The following is a 25,797-nucleotide window of genomic DNA, read 5'->3' as shown; positions in this document are numbered from 1 at the left end:
TGTTGCACCGCAACACAGCATATAATGATTGATAAAATTAGTTATGATTCAAGACTTGTGAATTCAAACGCCAAAGCCCATATTGAGAATCTACTCAGCAACATGACCACATTACCGGGTATTTATAAAATGCTCGATAAAGACGGTGTGCTATTGTATGTGGGCAAAGCCAAAAATCTTAAAAATCGCATTTCCAGTTATTTCGTTAAAACCATTGAACATCCTAAGACACAGGCGTTGGTATCACGGATTTATGATATTGAAACTTTGGTGGTGCGCTCTGAAACCGAAGCCTTATTACTCGAACAAAATCTGATTAAACAACATCGTCCGCCGTATAACATCATGCTTCGTGACGATAAATCCTATATCTATATCTTTGTATCGACCGATAAACCCTATCCACGCATTGCCAGTGGTCGAGGCAAAGGACGACATCAAGTCGGTAAATTTTTTGGACCATATCCGAGCGCATATAACGCACGAGATATGCTACTCAGCTTGCAGAAATTATTTAATGTACGACAATGCGAAAATTCTTATTTTTCACAGCGCAAACGTCCATGCCTGCAATATCAAATCAAGCGCTGTTCGGCCCCTTGCGTTGATCTGATATCACCTGAAGACTATGCGCAAGATGTGCAAAACTCGATTCGCTTTCTCAAGGGTGATACCAAAGAGCTGAATACCGAACTGATCGAAAACATGGAGCAAGCAGCTGAAAAGCTCGAATTTGAAAAAGCCGTGTTTTACCGAGATCGTTTGGGATTATTGCGTGAAGTGCAGTCACAGCAAGCGATCTATAAGCTTAAAGGCGAAGCAGATATTTTAGCGATTGCCTATCAGGCAGGTGTGGTTTGTGTGCAGGTTATGCATGTGCGTAATGGGCGGATGCTCGGCGGAAAAAGTTATTTCCCTGATATTCAAGGTGAAGATCAGGCGGAAATCCTCAGCGAATTTATTGCTAATTTCTATTTTCAGGTGGCGGATGAAATTCCTAGCGAGTTGATCGTCAATGTGGCGTTACCCGATCAAAAACTATTAGAAGATGCGCTCAAACAGCATTTTGATAAAAAAATTCAGATTAAACATCAAGTCCGAGAAATTCGGGCGGAATGGCAACAGCTCGCCGAGATGAATGTGCAACATGCCATCAAAGGTAAACTTGCTAATCATTTGGAACTCAATGAGCGCTTCCATCAACTAGAGCAAGTGCTTGATCGACCGATCGACCGCATTGAATGCTTTGATATTAGTCATACTATGGGCGAGTCGCCGATAGCGTCGTGTGTGGTGTTTGATCAAGGTGGGGCACGTAAGCGAGATTATCGCCAGTTTGCCATTCAAGACATTACAGGCGGTGATGACTATGCGGCGATGCGTCAGGCGTTGACTCGTCGCTATAAGAAAAATATGTTGCCTGATTTATTGTTGATTGATGGCGGTAAAGGGCAATTGCATATGGCTATGGAAGTCATGCAAGATCTAGGCTTAGATGCCTTTATGGTCGGTGTGTCCAAAGGTGAAGGGCGTAAACCGGGTTTGGAAACTTTACACTTCACCGATGGTACAAAAATCCAATTGGCAGAAGATCATAAAGCCTTGCATTTAATTCAACAGGTACGTGATGAAGCGCACCGTTTTGCCATTACTAAGCATCGTGCCAAACGAGATAAAAAACGTGCAGGTTCAGTGCTTGAAGTCATCCCTGGTTTGGGGGAAAAGCGTCGTCGTGATCTGCTCACGCATTTTGGGGGGATACAAGGCGTACTTCGTGCCACTGAAAAAGAGCTGATGGCGGTCAATGGCATTGGTCGTGCGATGGCTCGGACGATTTATAAAGTGTTGCATGAATGATGCGTTAATTTAACGCTGTGTATTGACCAAAATGTTCAATAGATCTAGACAAAATGATCATTCACAAATGGCAAGGTAATTGTCACTATCTATGCACTTTGTTGTACTTATTTTTAGCATCTTATGAATTTTGATCAAGCTTTAGCATACATTTCCCAAAATGAAGAATTTGACATGCCGACAGGCTGGGGACAGGGGCGCACTGTATTTGGCGGTTTTGTTGCGGCGCTATTGATGGCGAGAGCACAAAGCGTATTAGGCGATGCAGAGCGCAAACCACTCAGTGCCAGTTTTACCTTTGTTGGACCAGTACAGCATCAGATTTCAAAAATCACGGTAGAAACCTTACGAGTTGGCGGTTCAGTCACTACGCTAGAAGCTCGACTATGGCAGAACGATCAAGTGCAGACCATCATGGTCGCAAGCTTTGGCAAAGCACGGCAATCTGCGGTAAGTATTGATGCGTTACCTTCTATCCCGAACTTTGCGGAGCTCAGTACACTACAGAAAATGCCTTATATCCAAGGCATGATTCCAGAGTGTTTTCAACATTATGATCTGTATTGGGCAGAAGGCGGTATGCCTTTTCAAGCAGATGAGTCGGCAGATTTCGGAGGGTGGTTTCGTTTTAAACCTGAAGTGAGTCAGATGGCAATGCAAGCACCACATTTGATCGCTTTGGCAGATATTTGGCCACCCGGTGTCACAGCGGTGTGTCGTACACCATCACCTGCGAATTCATTGACTTGGCATTTGACATTTGTCAGTGATTACAGCCTAGAGAGCACTGCTTGGCTACAATATCGTGAGCATACCGAATATGCCTCAGGTGGCTATGCCACAGAGCAGGCGCAGATTTGGGATGAGGCGGGGAATGTGATTGCACTGAGTCGTCAAACCGTCACGGTATTTGCCTAATCTAAACGTGATCTATGGATTAGACGTCTTAAAAACGGATCATTTGCAAAGCGTGCACAGCTCGACAGTTTTATCAATATGGTATAGAGTGCGTACAGCATGATAGAAAATGCATGCATCATTTTTTCTTGGGGAAGGCGTCGCAGGCGGTGTATATGACAGGTCGTATCCTGAATATTCCAAATATCTTAACTATTGCTCGAATTGTCCTTATTCCTGTTTTTCTTTTAATCGCCTATTGGCCACCCGCACTCGAGATCAATGGTCACGAGGGAACAATGTTCCGTCATGGTTTATTGACAGGGATTTTTGTGCTTGCTGCGATTACCGACTGGTTCGATGGCTATCTTGCTCGTGCTTTAAATCAAAGCTCGGCTTTTGGACGTTTTCTCGATCCTGTGGCAGATAAGCTGATGGTGGCTGCGGCATTGATCGTCCTTGTACAGTGGCAACCAACCATTATCATGGCATTTGCGGCGATTGTGATTATTTCTCGTGAAATCACTGTATCGGCACTGCGAGAGTGGATGGCAGAGCTTGGTGCACGGACTAATGTTGCTGTATCTACAGTGGGTAAATATAAAACCGCCTTTCAGATGATTGCGATTACGGCATTTTTGCTCAATTGGCAACCGATAGAATGGATTGCTTATACCTTGCTCTACACCGCAGTGATTTTGACTTTGTGGTCGATGTTTATCTATCTTAAAGCGGCTTGGCCGTATTTAAAACAACCTTGATTTACAGCAAAGCTCTACAGTAATGATCTACAGCAATTTATGTGGCGTTGAACCATACTTCGCCACAGTCATACCACAGTACGCTATACAGAATTCGCTAAAATTATTTTAGAAAAAATAACTTAAATCATTGAGAGGTTTTAATGTTTCCGATTTTTTATCTCAGTAAAAAAGCATTGAACTATCATTATGATCAAAAAGACATCGTGATTCCGTGTCAGGCGATCGACAAATATAAAAAGAATCTGCAAGAAATCAAACAACGTAAAGCGTGGAAAAATAGCGGAGCAGGCGCACAGTTTATGGGTGCATTTCCACAGCAAGAAGATAATGAGGCGATGATTTTTGCCACAGATGTGCTCATCGCTTCATCGGAACGGATTATTTATAGTGCATGTTTGCAAGACGGCACAGCGATTTACTCCAAGTCATTAACCGATTTTAATGAGCCTGAATCACTGGTTTTGCGTAAGAATGACTACATCACCTTTGATATGGATATTGATCGTGCCAATCAACGGCTTGTGCTATCAGGTGGGGAGCTTGGTAGTTATGTGCAACACCTGAGCATCTTGGCGATTGATGATAATCGGATTCAGTATATTACCGAAGGCGAGTGCGTGGATGCGCATCCGTGCTTTGATCCGCAAAATTCGGATCTGATTTATTATGATTCGTGTGGTTTTGGTGCGGATGATCGAGGTTCGATGCGTCTAGGACCGAAAGAGATTTGTCGTCTAAACCTAAAAACAGGCGATCTCGAAAGCATTCTTGCCTCGCCTGAGTTTGATTATTTTAAACCGCAGATTGATGCACAGGGCAATCTGTACGTGCTTCGCCGACCGTATCAATATCGCAAAGCCAGTACGTGGACGTTAAAAGATATTGCCTTGATTCCTGTGAAGATTTTTAAAGCGATTTTCAGTTGGTTGGACTTTTTTACCCAGCGTTATACAGGAGAATCGTTAAAAACGTCATCAGGTGCAAACCCTGCTAAGGCACAGCAAAAATCTGAAGAAGATATTTTTATCGAAGGTAATTTGATCAAAGCACAGCAGACCACTGCACAAAATGCCAAGTCAGGTGAAAAATTCCCTGGATTGATTCCAAACAATTGGCAACTGTTAAAAATTTCCGCTGATGGAACACAAACGGTTTTGAAAAAAAGCGTGATGAGTTATGTCATTAAAGATGATCATCTGATCTATTCCAATGGTCGTTTTGTGGTGCAGATGAACCCTGATCAAAGTGAAGTCAAGTTGGTTGAAGGGCATTTGATTGATAAGATCGTGTGTTAATGATTTGAGCTTTCGTGCCTTGAATTGGCATGAAGTTTTATCATTTATGGCGTAATACCATGTGGCTCACGATACCAACTTTCTAATAATAATCCAGCCGCCAAACTATCCGCCTGTATGCGTTTGGCTTGACCTTGCGCTTGTAGATTCATCAAATCTTGGCGTGCATCTCGTGTCGTGAGGCGTTCATCGACCATCCATGTGTCGATATTGGTTTGATGGCGTAGACGACGAGCAAATTTCCGTGCTCGACGAGATAAATCAGATTCAGAATCATCCATATTAAGTGGTAAGCCGACTAAGAATACATCGGGTTGCCATTGCTTGACGATTTTTAATAGTTCATCCCAGTTTGGGATACCGTCTTTCATCGGGAAAAGTGCCAGTGGATTGCTGTTTTGAATCAAGCTTTGACCGACGGCGATGCCCATTTTCTGCGTGCCAAAGTCAAATGCCATAATGGTTTGTGTAGTTGCATTCATATCTGAATCAGGCATGACCAATCTCATCGGCAAGCCAACTTGGATTGACGCCAATTTTCTCATAAGCCGCATTCCAGCGCAGGTCATATGGCAGATTAAAAATCAAATCCATATCCGCAGGGCAGACCAACCAATCACCACGAGCGATTTCCGCTTCAAGCTGTTGTTTTCCCCAACTGGCGTAGCCAAGTGCGACTTGATATTGATCCACACCTTCATTATGAGCGATGGCATCGAGAATATCTTTACTGGTGGTGATGCAGACATTTTCGCCAACAGCAATGGAAGAATGCCACGTCGGCTGACCCGTATGGAGCACAAAGCCTGCCTCTGGGCGGATAGGACCACCGTGCAGTACAGCATGTGGATTGACATGATCAGCGTCAATATCAAGATCGTTGAGGAGTTCACGAATAGGAACTGAAGATGGGCGATTGAGCATAATCCCCTGTGCACCATCGGCATCATGACGTGCCAAATAAATCACACTGTGTGCAAAAAAATCATCTGCCAAATGTGGCGGTGCGATTAAACAGCGGTGTCTGAGGTATTGTTTAGGAAACTGTTTGGAATGTTGTTTTGCCACTCATCGAATCTCCTGAAAAAATAGGAAAGTATATTCAAAGGAAAATGAACTATTAAAAATTTTGAATAGGAATTAAAAAAACTGTGCTTTCAACATACTTGACTCAGCACAGAAAGCCAATATTTTTATGCAATAAAATCGCAAACTTGCTGAAAAAAGCAGGATGTCTGAAAAAATCCGTCAACATCCTGTCAAATCAAGACGAAAATTTCAACTCACGCAGTTGTTTCGCATGTTGCAGTGTGGTCTTGTTGATCTCTACACCACCTGACATACGCGCCAACTCATGAATTCGCTCGGGCTCACCCAAAGCGACAATGGTACTGCTGGCAGGATCGGTTTGTTGTTTTTTTACCAATAAATGTTGATCAGATTGCGCTGCAACCTGTGCTTGGTGGGTGATGCAAAGGATTTGCACGTGATCAGCGAGATTTGCCAGAAGGCGACCGACGATCTCCGCTGTCCCACCACTAATCCCGACATCAATCTCATCAAATACCAACACTTCGGCATCCGCTTTGCTGGCGTTCATGACTTGCATCACTAGCGCAATACGAGAGAGTTCACCACCCGATGCAACACGTGCCAAAGGTTGCGGTGGAATGCCTTTATTGGCAGTAAAGAGCAGTTGAATTGCGCTCAGACCTTCTGCATTTGGTGTATCAAAAGGTTGAAAATCAAATTTGAACAATGCTTCAGGCAATGCCAAAGGTTTGACTTGTTCACTTAATTTCTGCGCAACATCATCTGCAACCGCTAAGCGTGCGTCATTGAGTTGTTCAGCATCATTTAAGAAACTTTGCTCAAGCTCGGCGACATGTTCAGCCAATTTCTCAGGATTATCCAAAAAATTCAGTTGTTCGAGTTCAGCTTGCCAAATCGCTTGTTGTGCGATGAGTTCATCAGGTTGAATACGATATTTACGTGCAAGGCGATGGAACTGTTCAAGCTGTTGATTCAGGGTTTCCATGCGTTCAGGATCGAAACTCTGCCGATCAACAAATTGACGCAGTGTTGCACTAGCATCTTCCAGTTCACTTTGTGCATTGACGATGCTGTTGTAGACCTGTTCAAGCTGTGGACTGCGAGATTGTTGCGCTTCGGCACGGCGTAAAACATTGCCAAGTTCTTGGAGTAAATTTTGCTCTGACTCATCCAGTGCATACATGATCGAGGCACAGTCTTGCATCATGGTTTCATGATGGCTCAAGCGGTCGTATTCTTGCTCGATGACTTGATAATTAATCTCTAATAACGGTTCAACATCTTCAAGCTGTTGTTCAAGTTGAGCGATCTGCGTGGCACGAGTATGCTGTGCATCAAGTGCAGATTGATATTGTTTTGCAGCCTTTTGCCAAGCGTGGTAGGCGCTTTTCACTTGTGTTGCCTGTGCTTGCAATCCGCTATAACGATCAAGCCAACGCTTCGGATAAGGTGGGTCGAGCAGTTGTTGCTGACTATGTTGGCTATATAGAAGTACCAATAGGCGACCTAAAGTTTTTAACTCTGTTAGGCTAGTTGGGCGACCATTAATCCATGCTTTGCTACGACCTGTAGAGAAGATCACTCGACGAATCACGATCTCATTTGACTCATCTTCTTCGAGCTCATGCTCTTTGAGCCAAGCCTGTTCAGGACTGTTTGCTTGATAGCCAAATGTTGCAATGACTTCAGCTTTTTCTTTGCCATAACGTACTTGAGTGGCATCACTACGCTCACCTAAACATGCCGAAAGTGCATCGAGTAATAAAGATTTCCCTGCACCAGTTTCACCCGTTAGGACGTTGAAACCTTGATGAATTTCAAGTTCGAGATGGTCGGCAAGGGCAAAATCAATAAGTGTGATGTGGCTAAGCATAGGCGAGTAATTTTCTAAATACGGATTGTGATTGTGTGAGTCTTTGGATTAGCTCTTTGGATGAGCAATCGTTCAGACTGCCTAAACCAACCACTTTATACTACTGTATTTTGTTGAAAAAATGATATGTCTAGCTGTGAAGATTTGAAAAATTCTCAGTAATGTTTACATTCGTTACTTTTATTTAATCATTCAAATGAAAAACTGCCCAGGTATCATTTTGATTATCCCAATAGAATAACTCTGCGGTGATTAAGTCTTGATGCGTGATCCACTGATCTTTACCCACTTTATCCGAATAGCCTGAGCTGATGAGTAGGGCTTCGTCGGTGATCTCCATCACCCAACCTTGAATGATCAAGCCACTTTCCAGTTGGATTTTTTGTTGGTTGCCTGCTTCGGCAAATGTAATCAGGCGCTCAACGAGCTGTTCAGTATTCATATCGTTTGATTTTTAAAAATTGGAAATTCTTTAAAGGGAGTTTTGTAAAACTGAGTGAGTAGAGCAAATCTCAAGGCGCACCTCGCACAGCAACCGCAGTGTACAATATCGTACATGAGGATTGCGAGCAAGGAGCAACATAGAGATTTGCCTACGCAGGTGGTTTTCCGAAGCTCACTAACGCAAATAAGGATATGGATTCACAGCATTACGCCCTTTGCCACCCAAATAAATCCCATAATGTAAATGTGGTGCAGTACGACTTGCATTGCCTGTACTCCCGACATAGCCGATCAAATCACCTTTGCTCACGCTATCGCCGACTTCCAAGCCACGTTTGTGTTTTTCTAGGTGTGCATAATAGTGCCACGAGCCCGCAGGTCCTCGAATCCAAATCACTTTGCCACCCAAGCGATTGTCTTTCATATCCGCGATGATGCCCGATGTGGTGCTGTACACTTTGGTGCCATGTTCTGCCATGATGTCGATGCCTTCATGGGTTCGACCGCTACTGCGAGATGCGCCCCATGTGTCACGCAATGCTTTGCGAGATACACCATTTACAGGGACTGGAAGACGAGTTGCCAAGTTTTGACGTTGCAGTTGTTGTACTTTGGATGGATCAAGTGGCGTGCGTTTCACTGGTTTTGAGGCACAACCAACGACCAATATGGCAAATGTAAAAACTGTAAAAAAATGAATCAATCGCTTTAGAATGTTGAAATCATTGCATTGACGAGTTTGAGGCATTGTTTGAAATATCCTTTTCTTTTACTGCATTAATCCATATAAACCATTTTAAAATGATTAACGACTTTTTGCATCGCAGTAGGAATCGCTACACTTTCTAAGTCTTGTATAGCATAAAATTGCGCTGAAAACTGTTGTTGTAATTGTTTCACTTGATCCGCTTTAACCATAAAACGATGACAATTCAAAAGCCAAGTAAAATGGGTAAATTGATGCTTAATCTGTACAGTATCCGATGCTTGCAAATTATATTTTCCGATCAGAATTTTAAATTCATCTTTTTGATCATTGGTTTTCTCACTGCTTTGCTCAATGATAGGTAAACAATGCAGCCCACCCCAAATGCCTTGCTCAGGACGTTTGTACCATAGCCATTGTTGCTCAAACTCGATGATCAGTACATCAGCATGTTTAATTGAAACCGCTTTTTTAACTTTTTTTTGTGGAAAATCAAGCACTCGATCTTGTGCGAAAGCTTGGCAATCTGTCTGCATCGGACAGTACATACACAGCGGTTTTTTTGGTGTGCATAATGTTGCACCAAGATCCATGATTGCTTGGGTATATACTGCATGATCGGTTTTAGGGACGAGTGCAGTGGCAAGTTGCCAAAGCAATTTATCATTTTTTGAGCTACTCAAATCACCTGAAATGGCAAAGAAACGAGATAGCACACGTTTGACATTGCCATCTAAAATCACCCCAAACTGTCCTAAACCGAGTGACATCAGTGCGCCTGCAGTTGATCGACCTACACCTGAAAGCGCCATCCAACCGTCTAGATCACGTGGCAAACTCCCTTGCGAAATCAATTGTCGAGCGGCTTTATGTAGATTGCGAGCACGTGCGTAATAGCCCAAACCTGCCCAATAAGGTGCAACTTCGTCCCATTCTGCTTTTGCCAAATCTTGCACCGTCGGAAAACGCACAATAAAACGATCAAAATAACGCAACACGGTTTTCACTTGAGTTTGCTGAAGCATGATCTCCGATACCCACACTTTGTAGGGATCATCTTTGACCTGCCACGGTAGATCGTGGCGACCATGCTGTGCAAACCATGTCAGTAATTTTTGGCTAAAAATCTGCTGATAATTCGCACTGTTTGTAGTCACGTTGGCAACAAGCTGTGCGAATTTATCATTTGGATTGTTGGGCTGATTCAGAGGATTTGACATTAAAATGGAAATTGCATTGATCGAATGAAATATTGGTAAAATTTTATCATGCTTTAAATAGAGAAATTGAAATCATAAAAAATGAGCATAAAAGACCGCACACACAAATACGGGCGCAAAAAAACCGAGCATAGTGCTCGGCTTAGATTATTTGTGATTTATGAGTTTACAGCACGAAATCACGTACAACTTATTTTAAATCATCATCGCCATCAATCACGAAGCTAACGATCATCATCACATTGTAGCTTGTGATGGTGCCATCTTTGATACGGACTTTTTGCTCTTTGATCCACGCACCTTCTACATTTTTCACCGTCTTATTGACACGTGCAATACCTTGCTGAATAGCATCTTCAAAACTCTTGCTTGAGCTACTACTAATCTCAACATTCTTAGCAACAGACATGATACAACTCCTTGTTTTATGATCAAAAAATAAAATCATTATCTAAAATAAAAATCAGAGAATGAGTTAAAAATTGACTGTTTAGAAATGTGTTGAAGTAATGCCAAGACATTTCATCTTGGGACAAAACAACTGGTACAAAAATTAAACTAACAGGAATCGTAAAGTTTTAAAAAATATAAAATGTAAACGGCGTAACAAAGCACAACAGTTGTGCTGTGCTTTGGTAATCTTTTAGGGTCTGTTGACATTTCAACCATGCATTGCGTTATAGGCTAAAATCACATAAACGAGGCATGAAACGCAGAGAATGGTCACTCCCTTGTCAAGTTTCATAACGAAGTTTATGGCAATTTTAGCCATAACCCTTCGGGACAAGGATGTTTTTTGACGCTACGTTGTTATGAATGAATCATTTAGAATGACTAAATTTCTTCATTCATTCCTAGTATCGCCTAAAAAACATCCGTTGTTGCAAGCATCTGTGAAATGTCAACAGACCCTAATCAATGATTGTTCGAAAAGAACAGTTTAAAAGGAATAATCTAAAAAAGCGCAGTATAGAAAAATCAGGCGAAATGTCTGATTTGATTGACTGAATTAGGTTTCGACGATTCCTGCCATCTCATACATTTCTTTGCTTTGCACATGTTCGTGATCAGCTTGTGTGAGATTTTCGATGCGTTTTGTCGGTTCAGACAAATTCTCAGGATAAAACCAGCGTGTGATCTGTTCAGCGACCTGTGAGTGATACTGAATTTCCATATGGTTTAAACCATAGAAAACCGCTTTGTGTGGCTCAGGCACATTGAGCTGATATTTCGGATTTGGATGTTCGCCGAGCGCACTACTGACACTCACCAAATAGTCGCCAACCACTTCCAAAGCTTTGGATTGTTTTGGCTTGGTTTCAATGGTTCCTGCGACCAAGAAGCTATTAATACGGCTTGGTAAAGGGGCCGTTTTACGCACATCAGTCAGCGTACCTGTACGGACCTCAAGGTGCTCCCAATCGTCATCACGGACACTGCCATAGCGAAGATCGAGAATACCATCGCTTCGAATCTGTGTAAGGCGACCAATACGATTGAGAATTGGAAAACGACCCAAACGATCTTGAAGCATGAAGCCAAGACGCTCAAGCACTGCACCGTGATGCGGTGAGCCGATACAGACGAGATTGCCAACTTTGTTGATCCAATGGTGTACGTTTTGTTTACCATAGAACAGCGCACTGCGTGATACTAGACCGCCCATGCTATGACCAATCAGGTCGATACTGGTAATCTCAGGATTGCGTTGCAATAAGTCTTCGATCTGACGTGCAAAGGTTTTGCCATTGGCAGAGATACGGCGTCCAGTGTTGTAGTTCAGATAAATGATGGTGTTGTTATCACGCTGAGCAAGTAGGTGCTCACCAATGCCTGCGTGGCTACCTTTCGCCCAAGTCAGGTGATTCATACATAGACCATGTACCAAAATGACCACACGACCTTTCAAATCACCTTTTTGCAATTGCCCATAGTGATCATAAAACACCATCGGTAGGGCAATCGGGTTGTGATGACTACGCAGATAGTTGCCCATCACACCATTGATAGCACCGACCAGATAGTGCATCGCAGGCGACATGGTTTTTTCTTGGAGTTTTGGAAAACGGAAATTAATCTGACGTAAAGCAGGCGCAAGGATGTGCGTACCGTAATTTTGTGCAAAGCCATAACCATGACGAAACATCTGTTGTACTAATGGTTTTTCTAAAATTCGGTTGGATTGTTCTTGGGTAAAGCCCAAAGTCTTGAGAAACACTTCACGATGGATCATCTGCATAGTATCGTGAATGCCAAGTAAGTTCACCGTTACCAACTGTGCCAAACCTTCAAGTACATCGGCTTGATGTGGTGGTGTAGAATCCCAACGGCAGTAGGTTTCTTGTAACGGTGTTAAGCTTGCCATAGTGTATCCTCGGCGGTTTGTGAGGCTTTTGCACGTCCGTTATGCAAAGTCACAAATCTTATTTTCGATCTGTCCAATTTCTTTTATATCGCATTCACTCCGATCATAAAGTGATTCTTGTTAGACAATATCTCTTGTCAAAATGACAAATTACATTGATCAACATCTATGCGATATGTTGCATATGCTTGAATATAACACGTTCTCGGCTTTCGGCAAGTTCGACTAAAGTGTTTATGTAAAAAGAGAAACTTGCCTGAACAATAATGAAAAATAACCGACAAAAAGCGCAATAAACAGTCAAGATTTGTCGTGCTAAAACTAGCAAATCGTACAAACACTTTTAAAAGCTTAAAAATTACTGTAAAAATACGCACAGTATTGAAAAAACAGTTTCCGCCTTTCAAAGGAATAAGCATAACGTGTCATATACCGCCCAATCGCTCGAAGTCTTATCTGGTCTTGATCCTGTACGTCGTCGTCCAGGCATGTACACCGATACCACTCGTCCAAACCATTTGGCGCAGGAAGTGATTGATAATGCGGTTGATGAGGCACTTGCAGGACACGCTAATAAAATCAAAGTCGTGGTACATGCAGATGGTTCATTGTCCGTTGAAGATAATGGACGTGGTATGCCTGTCGATATTCACCCTGAATATGGGCAAAGTGGCATTGAAATTATCCTGACCAAACTGCACGCAGGTGGTAAGTTTAGCGATAAAAACTACGAATTCTCAGGTGGTTTGCACGGTGTTGGTATTTCAGTCGTCAATGCGCTCTCTACCCAAGTCCATGTCACGGTTCAGCGTGATGGCAATCTCTATAAAATGGATTTTGCTGATGGTGAGCCGACTCAGCCCTTACAAGTGTTTGAAGGCAAAGCACCAAAACGTGCCACTGGTACAACGGTTCATTTCTTACCGAATCCAAAATATTTTGACAGTCCAAAATTCGCCTTAAAAGCACTCAAACATAATCTCAAAGCCAAAGCTGTTCTCGCCGCAGGCTTACACATTGAATATTTCGATGAAATTAATAATGAAAAAATCGAATGGCAATTTGAAAATGGCTTGCTCGACTATCTTCGAGATGAGGTGCAAGACCGAGATATTCTTCCTGAAATTCCCTATGTATCGAGTGGGAAAGTTGATAAATCCAGTTGTGAGTTTGCTATATGTTGGAATGTTGAAGGTGGTGAAGCCGTTCAAGAAAGCTATGTTAATTTGATTCCAACTGCGCAAGGCGGCACACACGTCAACGGCTTGCGTTCGGGCATTACCGATGCACTGCGTGAGTTTTGTGAATTGCGCAGTTTGCTCCCAAGAAATTTAAAAATTTCCCCTGAAGATGTTTGGGATGGCGTGAACTTTATCCTGTCGTTAAAATTCCAAGAGCCACAATTCTCTGGTCAAACCAAAGAACGTCTATCGAGCCGTGAAGCTGCAGGGATTGTACTGAACATTGCCAAAGATGCTTTTGCACTGTGGCTGAATCAATATCCTGACATCGCCACACAACTTGCCGAGCTTGCCATTGCCAAAGCAGGACGACGACTCAAAGCCGCAAAAAAAGTTGAACGTAAAAAAATCACTTCAGGACCTGCATTACCAGGGAAATTGGCAGATTGTGCAGGCTTAACTCGTGAAGATTCAGAGCTGTTCATCGTCGAGGGTGATTCTGCGGGCGGAAGTGCCAAGCAAGCTCGTGATAAGAATTTCCAAGCGATCATGCCGATTCGAGGTAAGATTTTGAATACTTGGGAAGTCGCTTCGGATGAGGTACTCGCTTCACAAGAGGTGCATGATATTGCGATTGCGATTGGTGTCGATCCGGGTAGTGATGATTTGTCCGAGCTACGCTATGGTAAAGTCTGTATTCTCGCTGATGCGGACTCGGATGGATTGCATATTGCAACTTTGCTCTGTGCGTTATTTGTGCGTCATTTCCCAAGTTTAGTGGAAGAAGGGCATCTGTATGTTGCCATGCCGCCGCTATATCGGATTGATATTGGTAAAGATGTGCATTATGCGCTAGATGATGATGAGCTGGATGACATCTTAAAAAATGTTAAAGGCAATAAAAATCCGCAAATTACTCGATTCAAAGGATTGGGTGAGATGAATGCGATTCAATTGCGTGAAACCACGATGGATCCTGATACACGTCGCTTAGTGCAACTGGATTTGGATGATATTCACTTTACAGCAAGTTTACTGGATAAGCTACTTGCCAAAAAGCGTGCACCAGATCGTAAGCAGTGGCTTGAGCAAAAAGGCAATTTGGCGGATATAGGGATTTGAGTTACAACTGGAGTCTCTGTGTTTTAACGCATTATCACCAATAACACTGCAACAAGGAAAACCACCACAGCGATCATCATCCATTTCTTGCTCGATGATTTGGTCAGATCCTCTACACCTGCTTGCTGTTGCACAAGCTATGAGTTCCCATGTTGTGCGGATTGAAAGCTAAAACTGCTACTTTGATGATGTGATGTAATCGTCTGACCTTCTTCGTGGTTTTTAACATCATTAATTGCTTTTTTTAACCAATGATCTTGCTTGGCTTTATCTTGAAAAACTGCTTCAATATTTGCAAAACTTTTATGATAAAAATGCGCCATGATTTCATCCCATCTAGGATGTGTTTCATCAATCTGTTCTTTGCCACCATTTTCAAAAAGCACATAAAGCTGACGTGTGCTGTGTTCAATACGCAAAGTTTTGAATTCACATGGCGCATGGGTTTCATACAGCTCCAGGGGTGAATTATCAGAGCGAGCAAGTTTTTTCTAGATATAGTGCAATCTCAGCAACTCAGCCTGCATTTGCTTTAGTGAACTTGATGGCGAGCTACCCGATCAATGAAAAATTGACCGTTTCTGCAAATGCTTATAATGTTTTAGATGAAAAATATTATTCGTATGTGACCGCAACATCGAATCGTTATGGTGAACCACGTAATTATGCGTTGACGCTACGTTATAAGTTCTAACATAGATTTGATTTAAGCTGAACATGCAAAATACCCAAACCACCGTGTTTGGGTATTTTGTTTCACTGTGATGAAGAAATGAAAGGACTTTTAAGTAAATCAGACTAAGCAGTTCTGTATAATTACTAGACATTTTTTCACAGTGATCTATCATTAAAGCATTGCTAACTCTTGTCAGGTGAATTGCCATGAAACTCCAACAAAACACGCTTCTCTCTCTCGCTTTATCTTTTATTGTAACTTTTGCGACAAACCAAGCATTCGCAGGTGCTGCAGACGGTTATTGGGCTTTTGATAAAGTTGAAGATGGCATTGCCAATGTGACTGAGCTTCGTAATGGTAAAATCACCATGTATGCGTTCGACTGCGAAGATGACTCAAACGAAGCCATTGACCAAGAAGAATATGACTACACCGTAAACGGCAAAAATGTCGAAATCCGTGAAGATGGTGAAGTGACGCAAACTTTGACTATTAATACCTTGAGTGCGACAGATTTGATCCTTGAGCAAAGTCTTCCAGAAGGTAAATCTGCACAGCTTAAATATAAGCGTGTTGAAAAGTTGGCACCTGTTTGCTCATAAGTTTTCAAAATTAATGCTCAATATCCTGTTGAGCGCATAAAAAAAACCACAGCCGATTCATCGTACTGTGGTTTTTTTGATTATTGATTCTTAGAAATAAAAACTCTTAAATTCCATACTGGCTGCGATACGCCTGCATATTTTCCAAAGATGCTGTTTCGCCTTTTTGATCCAAATAATCCATTAAATCCTTCATGGTAATCAAAGCATGAACTGGAATGTTCAGCTCTTTTTGTACTTCTTGAATCGCAGACAATTCGCCTTGACCACGTTCTTGACGGTCTAACGCCACCAATACGCCTGCGATTTCAGCACCTGCATTTTTCAAAATTGTTACTACTTCACGAATCGCTGTGCCTGCGGTGATCACATCATCAATGATCCACACTTTTTTTCCCGCAACGCTAGCACCAACCAAGACACCACCTTCGCCATGATCTTTGGCTTCTTTGCGGTTAAATCCCCACGGCACACTTTTTTGATGGTTCTGTGCCAATGCCACAGCGGTCGCAGCCACAAACGGAATGCCTTTATAGGCAGGTCCAAAAATCACTTCGACGCCTTCAGATTGCATGAGTTGATCAGCATAACCACTGGCTAGCAGTGCCAAAGCCTCGCCATCATTGAGCAAGCCCGCATTGAAGAAATATGGACTAACACGACCTGACTTTAAGGTAAATTCGCCAAACTTGAGCACACCACGAGATAATGCCAAGTCGATAAATGCTTGGGCTTGAAAAGTATTGGTCGTTGTCATGTGCTATGCTCCAGTTTTTAACCATGTTAATTTGAAATAAGGATACTGCTCGGCATGATACCAAAGGATAGCTATCCAAGTGAGACAAAAATTTTACGTGTCGTTTCAATCAACGTGAATGGACTACGTTCTGCGCATAAAAAAGGCTTTTTTGAATGGCTCGAACAGTCCGAAGCCGATGTGGTCTGTATGCAAGAAACACGCATTAGCGAACATCAATGGACAGATGCCTTTAAACCTGAGGGTTGGCATGTGCACATGTTTGAAGCGCAAAAAGCAGGCTATGCAGGCACGGCGGTGTATAGTCGTCTGCCTTTTGTCAGCGTCACTAATGGTTTAGGTTTTGAGCTTGCCGATACACAAGGACGTTTTGTCAGTGCCGAGTTTGATTTAGGTCTACCTGAAAATGTTTTTATCTGCTCATTGTACTTGCCATCTGGCTCATCGGGTGATGAGGCGCAAGCTCGCAAAGATCATTTCCTTGAGCAATATCAACAAATATTAAGTGATTGGCGCAAACAAAATAAATCCATCATCGTCTGTGGTGATTACAACATCGTGCATAAGCGCATCGACATTAAAAACTGGTCAGGCAATCAAAAATCGTCAGGCTGTCTGCCACATGAGCGTGCGTGGCTTGATCATATTTATGATGATTTAGGTTATGTCGATACCTTTCGAGTGGTACGTGATGAAGCGGAGCTGTATTCATGGTGGTCGAATCGAGGTCAAGCCCGTGCCAACAACGTCGGTTGGCGGATTGATTATCATGCTTGCTCGCCAGATTGGAAAGATCGGACAGTCAATGCTTGGGTGTATAAAGAACAATGGTTTAGCGACCACGCACCTGTGATTATTGATTATAAGATTGCTTAACGCAGATTAGTTTTATCAAAACCGATGGTTGAAATGTCAACAGATGCGAAACCATCGGTTTAATTTTACATTTTGGCATAGATTTTTTTGTAAAAATGCTTACACTAAGTCCATTCATATTTTATCCGAATATGAGTGATTGAGACTGATCCATCGCCTCGATCAATGCGTCCTGTATTGTTGTGTTGTATCCCGTCATGATTTTACAGGGCACGGTTATCTCAAAAGCCGTATTGATTCTAAAAAATAATTTCTAAAAGAAAGATCACTTGTGAAAACCTGCTGTTTTACTTAATCTTAAAATCATTATTCCTCAAACAAATCTCTTATGACCACTGCCAAACAGATACTCTATGTCGAAGATGATGCTGCCATCGTCTTGCCGTTAAAATATGCGCTTGAGCGTGAGGGATGGCAAGTGACTTGGGTCAGTCAAGGGCGGTTGGCATTGACTGAAACACAATTTCGCACTTTTGATTTTATTATTCTCGATGTGGGCTTGCCTGATATAGATGGCTTCGAAGTCTGTAAACAACTGCGTCAATATTGCCATACACCGCTATTATTTTTGACTGCTCGTGATGATGAGATTGATCGGATCGTTGGGCTAGAGATTGGTGCGGATGATTATTGTCATAAGCCATTTAGCGCAAGGGAAATTATTTCTCGGATTAAGTCCGTTTGGCGACGCATGCAACTGTCGCAAAATTCTGTATCAGCAAATTCGCTCGCAAATACTGCCGATGATATTGTACAAGCTTCGCAACAATCCGTTTGGCAATGTCTGCCTGAGCGTTTGCAGATTCTTTATTTTGGCGAAGCCTTACAACTGACTCGCTATGAATATGGTTTGTTGAAATTTTTGATCGATCATCCTACGCAAGTGTTTAGTCGTCAGCAATTGATGGATCAAGTGTGGGAGCATCCCGATCATAGTCTTGATCGGACGGTGGATACGCATATCAAAAGTCTACGTGCCAAGCTGAAAAAAGTCCGTAGGGAACTAGAGCCGATTCAAACCCATCGGGGTTTTGGCTATAGTTTAGAACTGAATTAATCTACCTTTGATATGGTCGAAAATAGATATGATCGAAAGTATTACGCTGAAGTCGAATAGCGGTTTAGATCGCATTCACGCATAATATCGGCTTCCTGCTGAGTATTTCATTTTTTAATTATGTCTTTTCTTTCCGCACATGCGATCTCTTTGTTGCTCCTTGTTTTTATTGCTTTGGGTGTGATTAGCCATAACTCCTCGATCACCATTGCTTCGGCAGTTTTACTGATCGTATTACATACGCCATTGGTGCAGTATGCACCGATGATGGAAAAGTATGGTTTGCATCTTGGTATTATTATTCTCACTATTGCGGTGTTGTCGCCTTTGGTCAGTGGCAAAATCCAAGCCGAAGATATGATGCAAGTCTTTAGCCATTGGAAAACCATGGTTGTGGTGATCGTTGGTGTATTGGTCGCTTGGCTTGGTGGGCGAGGTGTGACCTTGATGGTTGATCAACCGACGGTGGTGACAGGGTTGTTGGTCGGGACGATTATTGGCGTGACTTTCTTTCGTGGCGTGCCTGTTGGACCATTGATTGCGGCGGGAATTGTTTCAGTGCTATTGTGGACGAAATAATAATTCAGCGTTACCTGTGATTTGACAATGCGATGGAGTAAAACATGAAAACCATCGGACTGATTGGCGGAATGAGTTGGGAATCGACACAGCTCTATTATCAATTTATCAACCGCAAAGTGAAGCAACAGCTTGGTGGTTTAAACTCTGACAAAGTGATGATCAATAGTGTTAATTTCGCCGAAGTCGCTGAATACCAACAACAAAACCGTTGGCAGGATGCAGGCGAAGTATTGGCTGAATCTGCAAAAAAATTTCAAAGCATGATTGACGATTTAACTGCTCCAGGTGCGCAGGGAATCATTTTGGGTTGTACTGAGTTGGTCTTATTGACTGAGCAATTGGATTTAAATACAGCGATTTTTGATTCAGCGCAGATTCATGCCGAAGTAGCGGTGAATTTGGCGTTGGGTCATGCAAATTTCAGTGATTTTTCGGCTCCCAAAACGCCGACCACTATGACTTAGTACGAGAAAAATAGCATGTCGATCTTTGTGCGCATTTGGTTTTTCTTTAGTCTGATTTTGGTCGTAGTGCTGTGGTTTATGCTCTACACCATCAATCAGCAGATTAAACCCAATGTGCGCCAAGTGGTCGAAGACACGCTTGCGGAAAATGCCAATATCGTGGCGCAACTGGTCGCCGAAGATGTGCATTCGGGCTATGTTAAAACGCCGGAGTTTGATGTAAAAATTCAACATGCCTTATCTCGTGATCTACATGCGCAAATTTGGCAACACAGCAAAAATCAAATTCATCAGCAGATTTATATTACCGATGCGAAGGGTATTGTACTGTACGACTCGACAGGTGTGGGTACGGGACAGGATTATTCGCAGTGGAATGATGTCTATCTGACCCTGCGAGGGCGTTACGGCGCACGTTCGACTCGTACCAATGTCGATGATGAGCAAAGTAGCACCATGTATATTGCGGCACCGATTATTTATGATAGTCAGCTGATCGGTGTGGTCAGTCTAGGCAAGCCCAATTTTTCCGTACAGCCTTATATCAGTCGTGCGCAAAAGCATTTCTTAGAAAAAGCCATTTGGGTGGCGATCATCAGTCTGCTGTTTGCTAGTATTGTGGCATGGTGGTTGAGACGTAGTATTGATCGGGTGCGCCGTTATGCGCAGGCACTTGCACCTGTCAATGAAGCACCGCATTTTTATTCCGCCAAAGAGCTCAATCAAGTCACCCAAGCTGTGACTGAAATGCGTGAGAAACTCGAAGATCGTGCCTATGTTGAGCATTATGTCAATACGCTGACTCATGAGCTGAAAAGTCCACTGACGGCAATCCAAGCCAGTGCCGAAATTTTACAGGATCCATTACCACTCGATGATCAGCAACATTTCGCCAAAAATATCGAAGAGCAAAGCAAACGCCTACGTGATCTGATTGATCGCATGTTACTCCTCACTCGTTTGGAAAAATCAGCGAAGAAATTTGAACGAGAACGGTTGAATCTTTCTGTGCTCATCGAAAGTTTAATCGAAGCACAGCGTAGTCGGATCCAACAAAAAAATATCCAGTTGATACAACATATTCAGCCGAATTGTGAACTTCACAGCGATGCGTTTTGGTTAAAACAAGCCATCAATAATGTTTTGGATAATGCCTTAGATTTCACACCAAATGAAGGCGTAGTGATCGTGCAACTCACTGAACAAGAAAATCATTTTCAGATTGATCTATTTAATCAAGGCGCATTAATTCCTGACTTTGCCATAACGCATATTTTTGAGCATTACTATTCTTTGCCTCGTCCCGATACTCATCAACGCAGTTCTGGTATTGGCTTGACCATTGTTCAGCAAGTGTTAGATGGTTTAGGTGGAATGATTCAGATTGAAAATGTTGCATCCTTGCAACAGCATACCGATTTGCCTTTTGATCATCATATGTTTTCAGCCATTCAGGTTAAAAATTTGCAAGGCGTTTTGGTGAAGATTCAACTGAAAAAAATCTAAACCCAAAATGACTAAAACTAAAATTACTAAACCCAAATGACTTAAATCAGAAACTTCACCAAAATTTCACTTATTCCACATCAAGCGCTCCCAGAAAACACATTTCACATCAAGACAATAAATAAGTCGAATAAATACAGTGGGATGTGTCATGAAACAACGTCAACTCTTTTTAAAGCTCTTAATTTTAGGTGCTTTGCTCGGTGTATTTGCGCTAGGGCTGAGCTTTGTCAATTATATTGTCTATGAACGGGAGGGCTATCAAAATCAAGTGGTGCGGGAGATCGAGCGGAATCAAATCGACTCACAGCGCTTGGTCAGTCCATTTATTACCGTACCGTATACGCAGATGGTGGCATGTGATTATCGAGAGAATCCAGCGCTGAGAGATAAGCTCTGTCGTGAGTCAGGCGAACAACTGTTTTTCCCTGAACAGATTGACTGGGATGCCAAGTTTGATGTTAGTGATGAGAAATATCGGCGCACGATTTATGCTGCCACCAGCTATATGGCGACTTTAAAAAGTCAGGGGAAATTTCGTCATGTGAACGAGCAGGTCGTCACGGCAAATCAACGTACACTGGATTGGCAGTCGGCTCGATTTGTGTTGCCGATTAAAGATTTACGTGGTGTGCATCAAAAGCCGATTTTGACCATTGGTGGGGCAAAGCGCCAACTTGATTTTTCCGAATATCAGCAGACAGGTTCTGGCGGTGGCATTTCATATCTGAGCGTGGCTTTGCCGAATTTTAGTCTGAATGATTTTGATTTTACGTTGGATATGAGTCTAGAGGGTTTGCAGGTATTTAGCCTCGTGCCCACCACTGAAAAAACCACATTTAATGCCACAGGGAATTGGGCAGATGCCAAATACTTTGGCGATAGCCTGCCAACTCAGAACAGTTCATTTGATCAGCAGTTTAGCGCCAAATGGCAGAGCATCACACTGGGCTATCAAAACCGCCAAGACTATATGCGCTGTTGGAATGCGATGAACTGTAGTCAATACAATCATCAGAGCAGTGATTACTATGAAGACAAGACGGGCGAAGTATTGTCTAAAGCATCAGGTTTTGCGGTGGAATTTATCGAACCAGTGAATGTTTATAGTCAGACCGATCGTGCGATTAAATACGGCTGGATGATTACCATGATTACCTTTGCCAGTTTCTTCTTGTTTGAAAGTCTGAAAGGTTTGGCGATTCACCCGATCCAATATCTATTGGTCGGTATTGCACAGTCGGTTTTTTTTCTGCTGTTACTTTCCTTTAGTGAGCATTATAGCTTCCTCAGCGCCTACTACATCGCCGCCATTGCCTGTATTGGCTTGATCGGTTGGTATCTGCGCTTTGTGATGGGGAAATGGCTTCATGCGATCTTGTTTAGTGTGCTGTTGGGCAGTCTGTATGTGGTGATGTATGTGCTCTTACAATCTGCGGAAAAAACCTTCTTTATGGGTTCGATCTTTGCCTTTGTACTGGTGGCTGCAGTGATGTTTATTACCCGAAATGTGGATTGGTATCAGATGCGTCTGAAAAATCCGACGTCGAACGGTTAAGCGAAAGTTACTCAACCGAAATCATTAAACCGAAACCACTAAACCAAAATCATCAATTCAAAATTAAAAAGCGTGTGCTGTATGAGCAATTCGGCATATAGCACACCTCAAGATTGAACCAAAGGACAATGCCATGAATCATATCGTCAATCATTTCATGCAAAGCACTTCACACAGCATCAGTTCGCACAGCAACACTTCACACAAGACAATTTCACATCAGGTCATGCCACTTTCACAGCATCAATTGTCACCGCTTGCATTACAACAACAGCAACTCATACAAGTGTTAGCGCATGACACAAGCAAAGCATTTTGTTTAAATACTCTGCGAGCCAAACAGATCGACTTTTTAAACTTGGGTGGTGTGGTGTACTGCCCCAGCTTGCAGTTAATTTTGCAGTTTAAAGCACGGCAATTGGTCGGATTTTAGGTGTTGAAAAGTGAGGTCAATAACATCATCAACGCAGATTAAAGGCAAGTGATGGATTAATTCATCACTCGCCAAATCGACACCAATGCCGCCAAAATATAGATAATAATGCCAATAAAAATCGGCGTAATCATGGCAAGGCTGAGTAGAAAAATAAAAATACTGCCAAAAATCCAATTGCGACGTTGTTGCTGAGCGACTTGTAGGCGGAGCGTTTGTAGCTCACGGATTTGGCGATCATGCCATACCGCTTGATTTTTCAGACCATTGACACCGTCGATCAACATACTTGGTAAGTCCTGCGCACCGAGTAACAGATCAGGAATTTGCTGTCCTAGCTCTTTTAAATTCTTAGCAGGATTCATTTGTTGTTTGACCCATTCGGTGAGAATCGGTTTTGCCAACTTCCAAATGTCGAGCTGTGGATAGAGGTCAGTGCCCAAACCTTCGACATGCACCAAAGTTTTGAGCAGTAGCATCAATTGCGGTGGAATTTCCAAGCGGAAACGTCGAGCAATATCCATGATTTGCAGTAGAATCCCCGCAAAATCCAGCTGATCCATCGGCTTGGAGACCATCGGACCGACGGTGCGACGCATCTCACGTGCTAAACCATCTTGGTCGGTATCAGGTGGAATCCAACCTGCCTGATGCACGATTTGGATCAGTTGCATAAAGTCGCTATTCATCACCGCAAGGAGCATCCGAGCAACAGTCATTTGATCGGCTTTGGACAGTTCGCCCATGATAGCGCAGTCGAGCGCAATATAGCGTGGGTTTTGCGGATTTAAGGTTTCAACAAAGACATTACCAGGGTGCATATCGGCATGGAAAAAGTTATCCCGAAAAACTTGGGTGAAAAAGATAGTTAAGCCTTTTTCCGCCAAATCTGCACGATCCATACCGAGTCGATCAAAAGTTTCCGTGTCAGAAATTGGCACGCCCGTGATGCGTTCAGCGACCATCACATCAGTGCTATCCATATACACTTCAGGCACATACATCATGCTTGAGCCAGTGAAGTTATGTCGCATACGGCGGGTATTATCCGCTTCAATAGTTAAGTCAAGCTCATTCAAAATCACCGCACGATATTCTTGGATAATCTCGCTGACATGTAAGGCACGAGCAGCTTCAAGGCGCTGTTCCAGCCAGCCACCGAGCCACGTCAAAATCTCGAAATCGCGGACAATCTGCTGGCGAATCTCGGGTCGAGTGACTTTGACGACCACTTCACGCCCATCATGCAATGCTGCTGTATGCACTTGAGCAATCGATGCGGCAGCCAATGGTTGTTCATCGAAGCGTTGGAATAAAGTATTCAGATCGGCTTTGAAAGCATCGCTAATACGAGCTTTAGCAACATCCACCGCAAAGGGTTTGACTTGATCTTGCAACAAAGTCAGTTGCGATAAAATCTCAGGCGGTATCAAGTCACGACGCGTCGAGAGCAATTGTCCCATTTTGATTGCAAGCGGTCCCATATCCTCTAAGGCTTGCTTTAATTTCAGCGGATTACGCTTTTCACGAGATGACCACGCCGCAGGATTGGCACGAATCAACTTGACGATCGGACGAGCTTTTGCAGGCAACTCATCGGCAGGAATCAGCGTATCCAAACGATAATGCGCCGCGATGCGCCAAAGTTCTAAAAGTCGAGTCAGATGTGGCACCATACCGAGCAAATCCTAGTCTAATGTTTTTTCAATGGGGTTGATTATTTTCAGAGTTAGTTGAAAACCCTGCATTCAGTTCAGCCATTTTGGCTTCTAATCGGTCTAATGATTGATTGAGCTGACGTGTTTCTCGCTGTAGATCATCCATCTGCCAACGTGAGGCAAATACGCCCGAATCTTCTCGAATACTGTCAGTAAACATAAACTCAGCGCTTTTCAATGTCTTGACAAGATGCTTCGGCACATTCTGCACTTTGCCGAGCTCATGCGCAGCCGTTGCACCAATCCACGGACTGAGGCGTGAAGCTAGATCAATATCGAGCTGTGCGATGCTTTCTTTTAAAGCAAAGAGCAAGTGATAATCGCCCTGCAACGGAATCGTACCGAGTTGATCACTATCGGTGCTGATCAGTTTGATCAATTCCACTACATTTTTCACATGCAAAGTCGCAGTGGCTTCCGTGACTTTTTCCGCATGATCAAATGGGCGTTGTTCAAATATGCTGTGCTTTTCGGCGTGTCCAAGTGCAGTCGGTTCAAGACGGATTTTACCGTGATCAAAAAACGTATCGACGCTGAGCTGTGGTTGATCGATCACCACACGCAAACATTGGCCGTGTAGCGCATCGAGCTTGAGTCGGGTGATGGCATCACTATTGATGATGCCATTGATGAGTTTTTCACATGCACCGAGCGCAAGGATTGACCACATGTCTTTATTTTTTCCCTTTCGAATGGAATGGCTTGTTGATTTATATAGTCTATGAAATTAATTTCTGATACAAGGCAACCGAGCGAAGGTCTACAGATAGTACTTCAAGCGAGGTTAACGC

Annotated in this window: 26 protein-coding genes; 14 read left to right on the top strand and 12 right to left on the bottom strand. The window is 42.9% G+C overall.

The annotated features are described in order from the left end of the window. The first annotated feature begins 57 nt into the window (after positions 1–57). The 4 genes from uvrC (at position 58) to MKI79_RS01570 (ending at position 4,813) form a co-directional block, all read left to right on the top strand. A complete protein-coding gene (gene uvrC / locus MKI79_RS01585; RefSeq protein ID WP_241570321.1) occupies positions 58–1,857 on the top strand; it encodes an excinuclease ABC subunit UvrC in 1,800 nt (599 codons plus the stop codon). A gap of 123 nt (positions 1,858–1,980) precedes the next feature. Then, a complete protein-coding gene (locus MKI79_RS01580) occupies positions 1,981–2,775 on the top strand; it encodes an acyl-CoA thioesterase (RefSeq protein ID WP_241570320.1) in 795 nt (264 codons plus the stop codon). 155 nt (positions 2,776–2,930) lie between these two features. Further along, positions 2,931–3,515 (top strand): CDP-diacylglycerol--glycerol-3-phosphate 3-phosphatidyltransferase, encoded by a 585-nt coding sequence (pgsA, locus tag MKI79_RS01575; RefSeq protein ID WP_241570400.1) that lies wholly within the window; start codon positions 2,931–2,933, stop codon positions 3,513–3,515. A 143-nt stretch (positions 3,516–3,658) separates the two neighbouring features. Then, positions 3,659–4,813, top strand: a complete 1,155-nt coding sequence (locus MKI79_RS01570; protein WP_241570319.1) for a hypothetical protein — start codon at positions 3,659–3,661, stop codon at positions 4,811–4,813. Between the two features lie 44 nt (positions 4,814–4,857). On the opposite strand, the gene ruvX is transcribed toward MKI79_RS01570, so the two are convergent. The 8 genes from ruvX to MKI79_RS01530 form a co-directional block, all read right to left on the bottom strand. After that, positions 4,858–5,310, bottom strand: a complete 453-nt coding sequence (gene ruvX / locus MKI79_RS01565; protein ID WP_241570318.1) for a Holliday junction resolvase RuvX — start codon at positions 5,308–5,310, stop codon at positions 4,858–4,860. Continuing rightward, complete coding sequence (locus tag MKI79_RS01560) at positions 5,303–5,881, bottom strand: YqgE/AlgH family protein (RefSeq protein WP_241570317.1); 579 nt, start codon at positions 5,879–5,881, stop codon at positions 5,303–5,305. Before MKI79_RS01560 ends, ruvX begins: the two co-directional genes overlap by 8 nt. Before the next feature lie 196 nt (positions 5,882–6,077). After that, on the bottom strand, positions 6,078–7,739 hold the full coding sequence (gene recN, locus MKI79_RS01555; protein ID WP_241570316.1) for a DNA repair protein RecN: 1,662 nt from the start codon (positions 7,737–7,739) through the stop codon (positions 6,078–6,080). A gap of 184 nt (positions 7,740–7,923) precedes the next feature. Continuing rightward, on the bottom strand, positions 7,924–8,181 hold the full coding sequence (locus tag MKI79_RS01550) for a hypothetical protein (RefSeq protein WP_241570315.1): 258 nt from the start codon (positions 8,179–8,181) through the stop codon (positions 7,924–7,926). 177 nt (positions 8,182–8,358) lie between these two features. After that, a complete protein-coding gene (locus tag MKI79_RS01545) occupies positions 8,359–8,931 on the bottom strand; it encodes a M23 family metallopeptidase (RefSeq protein WP_241570314.1) in 573 nt (190 codons plus the stop codon). A 29-nt stretch (positions 8,932–8,960) separates the two neighbouring features. Continuing rightward, complete coding sequence (gene mutY, locus MKI79_RS01540) at positions 8,961–10,109, bottom strand: A/G-specific adenine glycosylase (protein ID WP_241570313.1); 1,149 nt, start codon at positions 10,107–10,109, stop codon at positions 8,961–8,963. A 190-nt stretch (positions 10,110–10,299) separates the two neighbouring features. After that, entirely contained in the window at positions 10,300–10,518 is a 219-nt protein-coding gene (locus tag MKI79_RS01535) for a dodecin family protein (protein WP_241570312.1), read from the bottom strand. Between the two features lie 600 nt (positions 10,519–11,118). Beyond that, on the bottom strand, positions 11,119–12,474 hold the full coding sequence (locus MKI79_RS01530; RefSeq protein ID WP_241570311.1) for a GPI inositol-deacylase: 1,356 nt from the start codon (positions 12,472–12,474) through the stop codon (positions 11,119–11,121). A gap of 422 nt (positions 12,475–12,896) precedes the next feature. On the opposite strand from MKI79_RS01530, the gene parE reads away from it, so the two are divergent. Next, positions 12,897–14,777 (top strand): DNA topoisomerase IV subunit B, encoded by a 1,881-nt coding sequence (gene parE / locus MKI79_RS01525; RefSeq protein WP_241570310.1) that lies wholly within the window; start codon positions 12,897–12,899, stop codon positions 14,775–14,777. Positions 14,778–14,914: 137 nt separating this feature from the next. Here parE and MKI79_RS01520 read toward each other — a convergent pair whose 3' ends face one another. Beyond that, positions 14,915–15,196 carry a hypothetical protein gene (locus MKI79_RS01520; RefSeq protein ID WP_241570309.1) on the bottom strand — a complete coding sequence of 94 codons (282 nt, stop codon included), beginning with the start codon at positions 15,194–15,196 and terminating at the stop codon, positions 14,915–14,917. Between the two features lie 14 nt (positions 15,197–15,210). Here MKI79_RS01520 and MKI79_RS01515 point away from each other — a divergent pair, with 14 nt between their 5' ends. Further along, the gene (locus MKI79_RS01515) at positions 15,211–15,471 is read left to right on the top strand and encodes a TonB-dependent receptor (RefSeq protein ID WP_241570308.1); all 261 of its coding nucleotides are present in this window, start codon (positions 15,211–15,213) and stop codon (positions 15,469–15,471) included. 188 nt (positions 15,472–15,659) lie between these two features. Beyond that, positions 15,660–16,055, top strand: coding sequence for a hypothetical protein (locus MKI79_RS01510; protein ID WP_241570307.1), 396 nt, complete (start codon positions 15,660–15,662; stop codon positions 16,053–16,055). A gap of 106 nt (positions 16,056–16,161) precedes the next feature. On the opposite strand, the gene pyrE is transcribed toward MKI79_RS01510, so the two are convergent. Next, complete coding sequence (gene pyrE, locus MKI79_RS01505; protein WP_241570306.1) at positions 16,162–16,812, bottom strand: orotate phosphoribosyltransferase; 651 nt, start codon at positions 16,810–16,812, stop codon at positions 16,162–16,164. Positions 16,813–16,866: 54 nt separating this feature from the next. Between pyrE and MKI79_RS01500 the strand changes: the two genes are divergently transcribed. From MKI79_RS01500 to MKI79_RS01470, 7 genes are all read left to right on the top strand, one after another. Beyond that, entirely contained in the window at positions 16,867–17,688 is an 822-nt protein-coding gene (locus MKI79_RS01500) for an exodeoxyribonuclease III (RefSeq protein WP_241570305.1), read from the top strand. 328 nt (positions 17,689–18,016) lie between these two features. After that, on the top strand, positions 18,017–18,745 hold the full coding sequence (gene creB / locus MKI79_RS01495; RefSeq protein ID WP_241570304.1) for a two-component system response regulator CreB: 729 nt from the start codon (positions 18,017–18,019) through the stop codon (positions 18,743–18,745). Between the two features lie 120 nt (positions 18,746–18,865). Further along, on the top strand, positions 18,866–19,324 hold the full coding sequence (locus MKI79_RS01490) for a DUF441 domain-containing protein (protein ID WP_241570303.1): 459 nt from the start codon (positions 18,866–18,868) through the stop codon (positions 19,322–19,324). A 44-nt stretch (positions 19,325–19,368) separates the two neighbouring features. Further along, the gene (locus MKI79_RS01485; RefSeq protein ID WP_241570302.1) at positions 19,369–19,791 is read left to right on the top strand and encodes an aspartate/glutamate racemase family protein; all 423 of its coding nucleotides are present in this window, start codon (positions 19,369–19,371) and stop codon (positions 19,789–19,791) included. 15 nt (positions 19,792–19,806) lie between these two features. Next, entirely contained in the window at positions 19,807–21,297 is a 1,491-nt protein-coding gene (gene creC / locus MKI79_RS01480) for a two-component system sensor histidine kinase CreC (protein ID WP_241570301.1), read from the top strand. Between the two features lie 151 nt (positions 21,298–21,448). Further along, positions 21,449–22,855 carry a cell envelope integrity protein CreD gene (gene creD / locus MKI79_RS01475; RefSeq protein ID WP_241570300.1) on the top strand — a complete coding sequence of 469 codons (1,407 nt, stop codon included), beginning with the start codon at positions 21,449–21,451 and terminating at the stop codon, positions 22,853–22,855. A 133-nt stretch (positions 22,856–22,988) separates the two neighbouring features. Beyond that, entirely contained in the window at positions 22,989–23,288 is a 300-nt protein-coding gene (locus MKI79_RS01470) for a hypothetical protein (protein WP_241570299.1), read from the top strand. Positions 23,289–23,344: 56 nt separating this feature from the next. Here the strand turns inward: MKI79_RS01470 and MKI79_RS01465 are convergent, their stop codons facing one another. After that, positions 23,345–24,964, bottom strand: a complete 1,620-nt coding sequence (locus tag MKI79_RS01465; protein WP_241570298.1) for an ABC1 kinase family protein — start codon at positions 24,962–24,964, stop codon at positions 23,345–23,347. Between the two features lie 28 nt (positions 24,965–24,992). Further along, positions 24,993–25,676, bottom strand: coding sequence for a ubiquinone biosynthesis accessory factor UbiJ (locus MKI79_RS01460; protein WP_241570297.1), 684 nt, complete (start codon positions 25,674–25,676; stop codon positions 24,993–24,995). Positions 25,677–25,797 lie beyond the last annotated feature (121 nt).

Source organism: Acinetobacter sedimenti (assembly GCF_022601685.1).
In the GTDB taxonomy this organism is placed as follows: domain Bacteria; phylum Pseudomonadota; class Gammaproteobacteria; order Pseudomonadales; family Moraxellaceae; genus Acinetobacter; species Acinetobacter sedimenti.
This window is presented reverse-complemented; position numbering and strand designations above follow the sequence as displayed.

Coding starts and splice junctions, on each gene's coding strand:
- MKI79_RS01485 (WP_241570302.1), top strand. CDS start 19,369: ATGAAAACCATCGGACTGATTGGCGGAATGAGTTGGGAATCGACACAG.
- MKI79_RS01530 (WP_241570311.1), bottom strand. CDS start 12,474: ATGGCAAGCTTAACACCGTTACAAGAAACCTACTGCCGTTGGGATTCT.
- mutY (WP_241570313.1), bottom strand. CDS start 10,109: ATGTCAAATCCTCTGAATCAGCCCAACAATCCAAATGATAAATTCGCA.
- MKI79_RS01460 (WP_241570297.1), bottom strand. CDS start 25,676: ATGTGGTCAATCCTTGCGCTCGGTGCATGTGAAAAACTCATCAATGGC.
- MKI79_RS01545 (WP_241570314.1), bottom strand. CDS start 8,931: ATGCCTCAAACTCGTCAATGCAATGATTTCAACATTCTAAAGCGATTG.
- MKI79_RS01515 (WP_241570308.1), top strand. CDS start 15,211: ATGGCGCATGGGTTTCATACAGCTCCAGGGGTGAATTATCAGAGCGAG.
- pgsA (WP_241570400.1), top strand. CDS start 2,931: ATGACAGGTCGTATCCTGAATATTCCAAATATCTTAACTATTGCTCGA.
- MKI79_RS01535 (WP_241570312.1), bottom strand. CDS start 10,518: ATGTCTGTTGCTAAGAATGTTGAGATTAGTAGTAGCTCAAGCAAGAGT.
- creD (WP_241570300.1), top strand. CDS start 21,449: ATGAAACAACGTCAACTCTTTTTAAAGCTCTTAATTTTAGGTGCTTTG.
- pyrE (WP_241570306.1), bottom strand. CDS start 16,812: ATGACAACGACCAATACTTTTCAAGCCCAAGCATTTATCGACTTGGCA.
- MKI79_RS01470 (WP_241570299.1), top strand. CDS start 22,989: ATGAATCATATCGTCAATCATTTCATGCAAAGCACTTCACACAGCATC.
- MKI79_RS01500 (WP_241570305.1), top strand. CDS start 16,867: ATGATACCAAAGGATAGCTATCCAAGTGAGACAAAAATTTTACGTGTC.
- MKI79_RS01580 (WP_241570320.1), top strand. CDS start 1,981: ATGAATTTTGATCAAGCTTTAGCATACATTTCCCAAAATGAAGAATTT.
- creC (WP_241570301.1), top strand. CDS start 19,807: ATGTCGATCTTTGTGCGCATTTGGTTTTTCTTTAGTCTGATTTTGGTC.
- MKI79_RS01465 (WP_241570298.1), bottom strand. CDS start 24,964: ATGGTGCCACATCTGACTCGACTTTTAGAACTTTGGCGCATCGCGGCG.
- MKI79_RS01490 (WP_241570303.1), top strand. CDS start 18,866: ATGTCTTTTCTTTCCGCACATGCGATCTCTTTGTTGCTCCTTGTTTTT.
- MKI79_RS01510 (WP_241570307.1), top strand. CDS start 15,660: ATGAAACTCCAACAAAACACGCTTCTCTCTCTCGCTTTATCTTTTATT.
- recN (WP_241570316.1), bottom strand. CDS start 7,739: ATGCTTAGCCACATCACACTTATTGATTTTGCCCTTGCCGACCATCTC.
- MKI79_RS01550 (WP_241570315.1), bottom strand. CDS start 8,181: ATGAATACTGAACAGCTCGTTGAGCGCCTGATTACATTTGCCGAAGCA.
- creB (WP_241570304.1), top strand. CDS start 18,017: ATGACCACTGCCAAACAGATACTCTATGTCGAAGATGATGCTGCCATC.
- MKI79_RS01570 (WP_241570319.1), top strand. CDS start 3,659: ATGTTTCCGATTTTTTATCTCAGTAAAAAAGCATTGAACTATCATTAT.
- ruvX (WP_241570318.1), bottom strand. CDS start 5,310: ATGCCTGATTCAGATATGAATGCAACTACACAAACCATTATGGCATTT.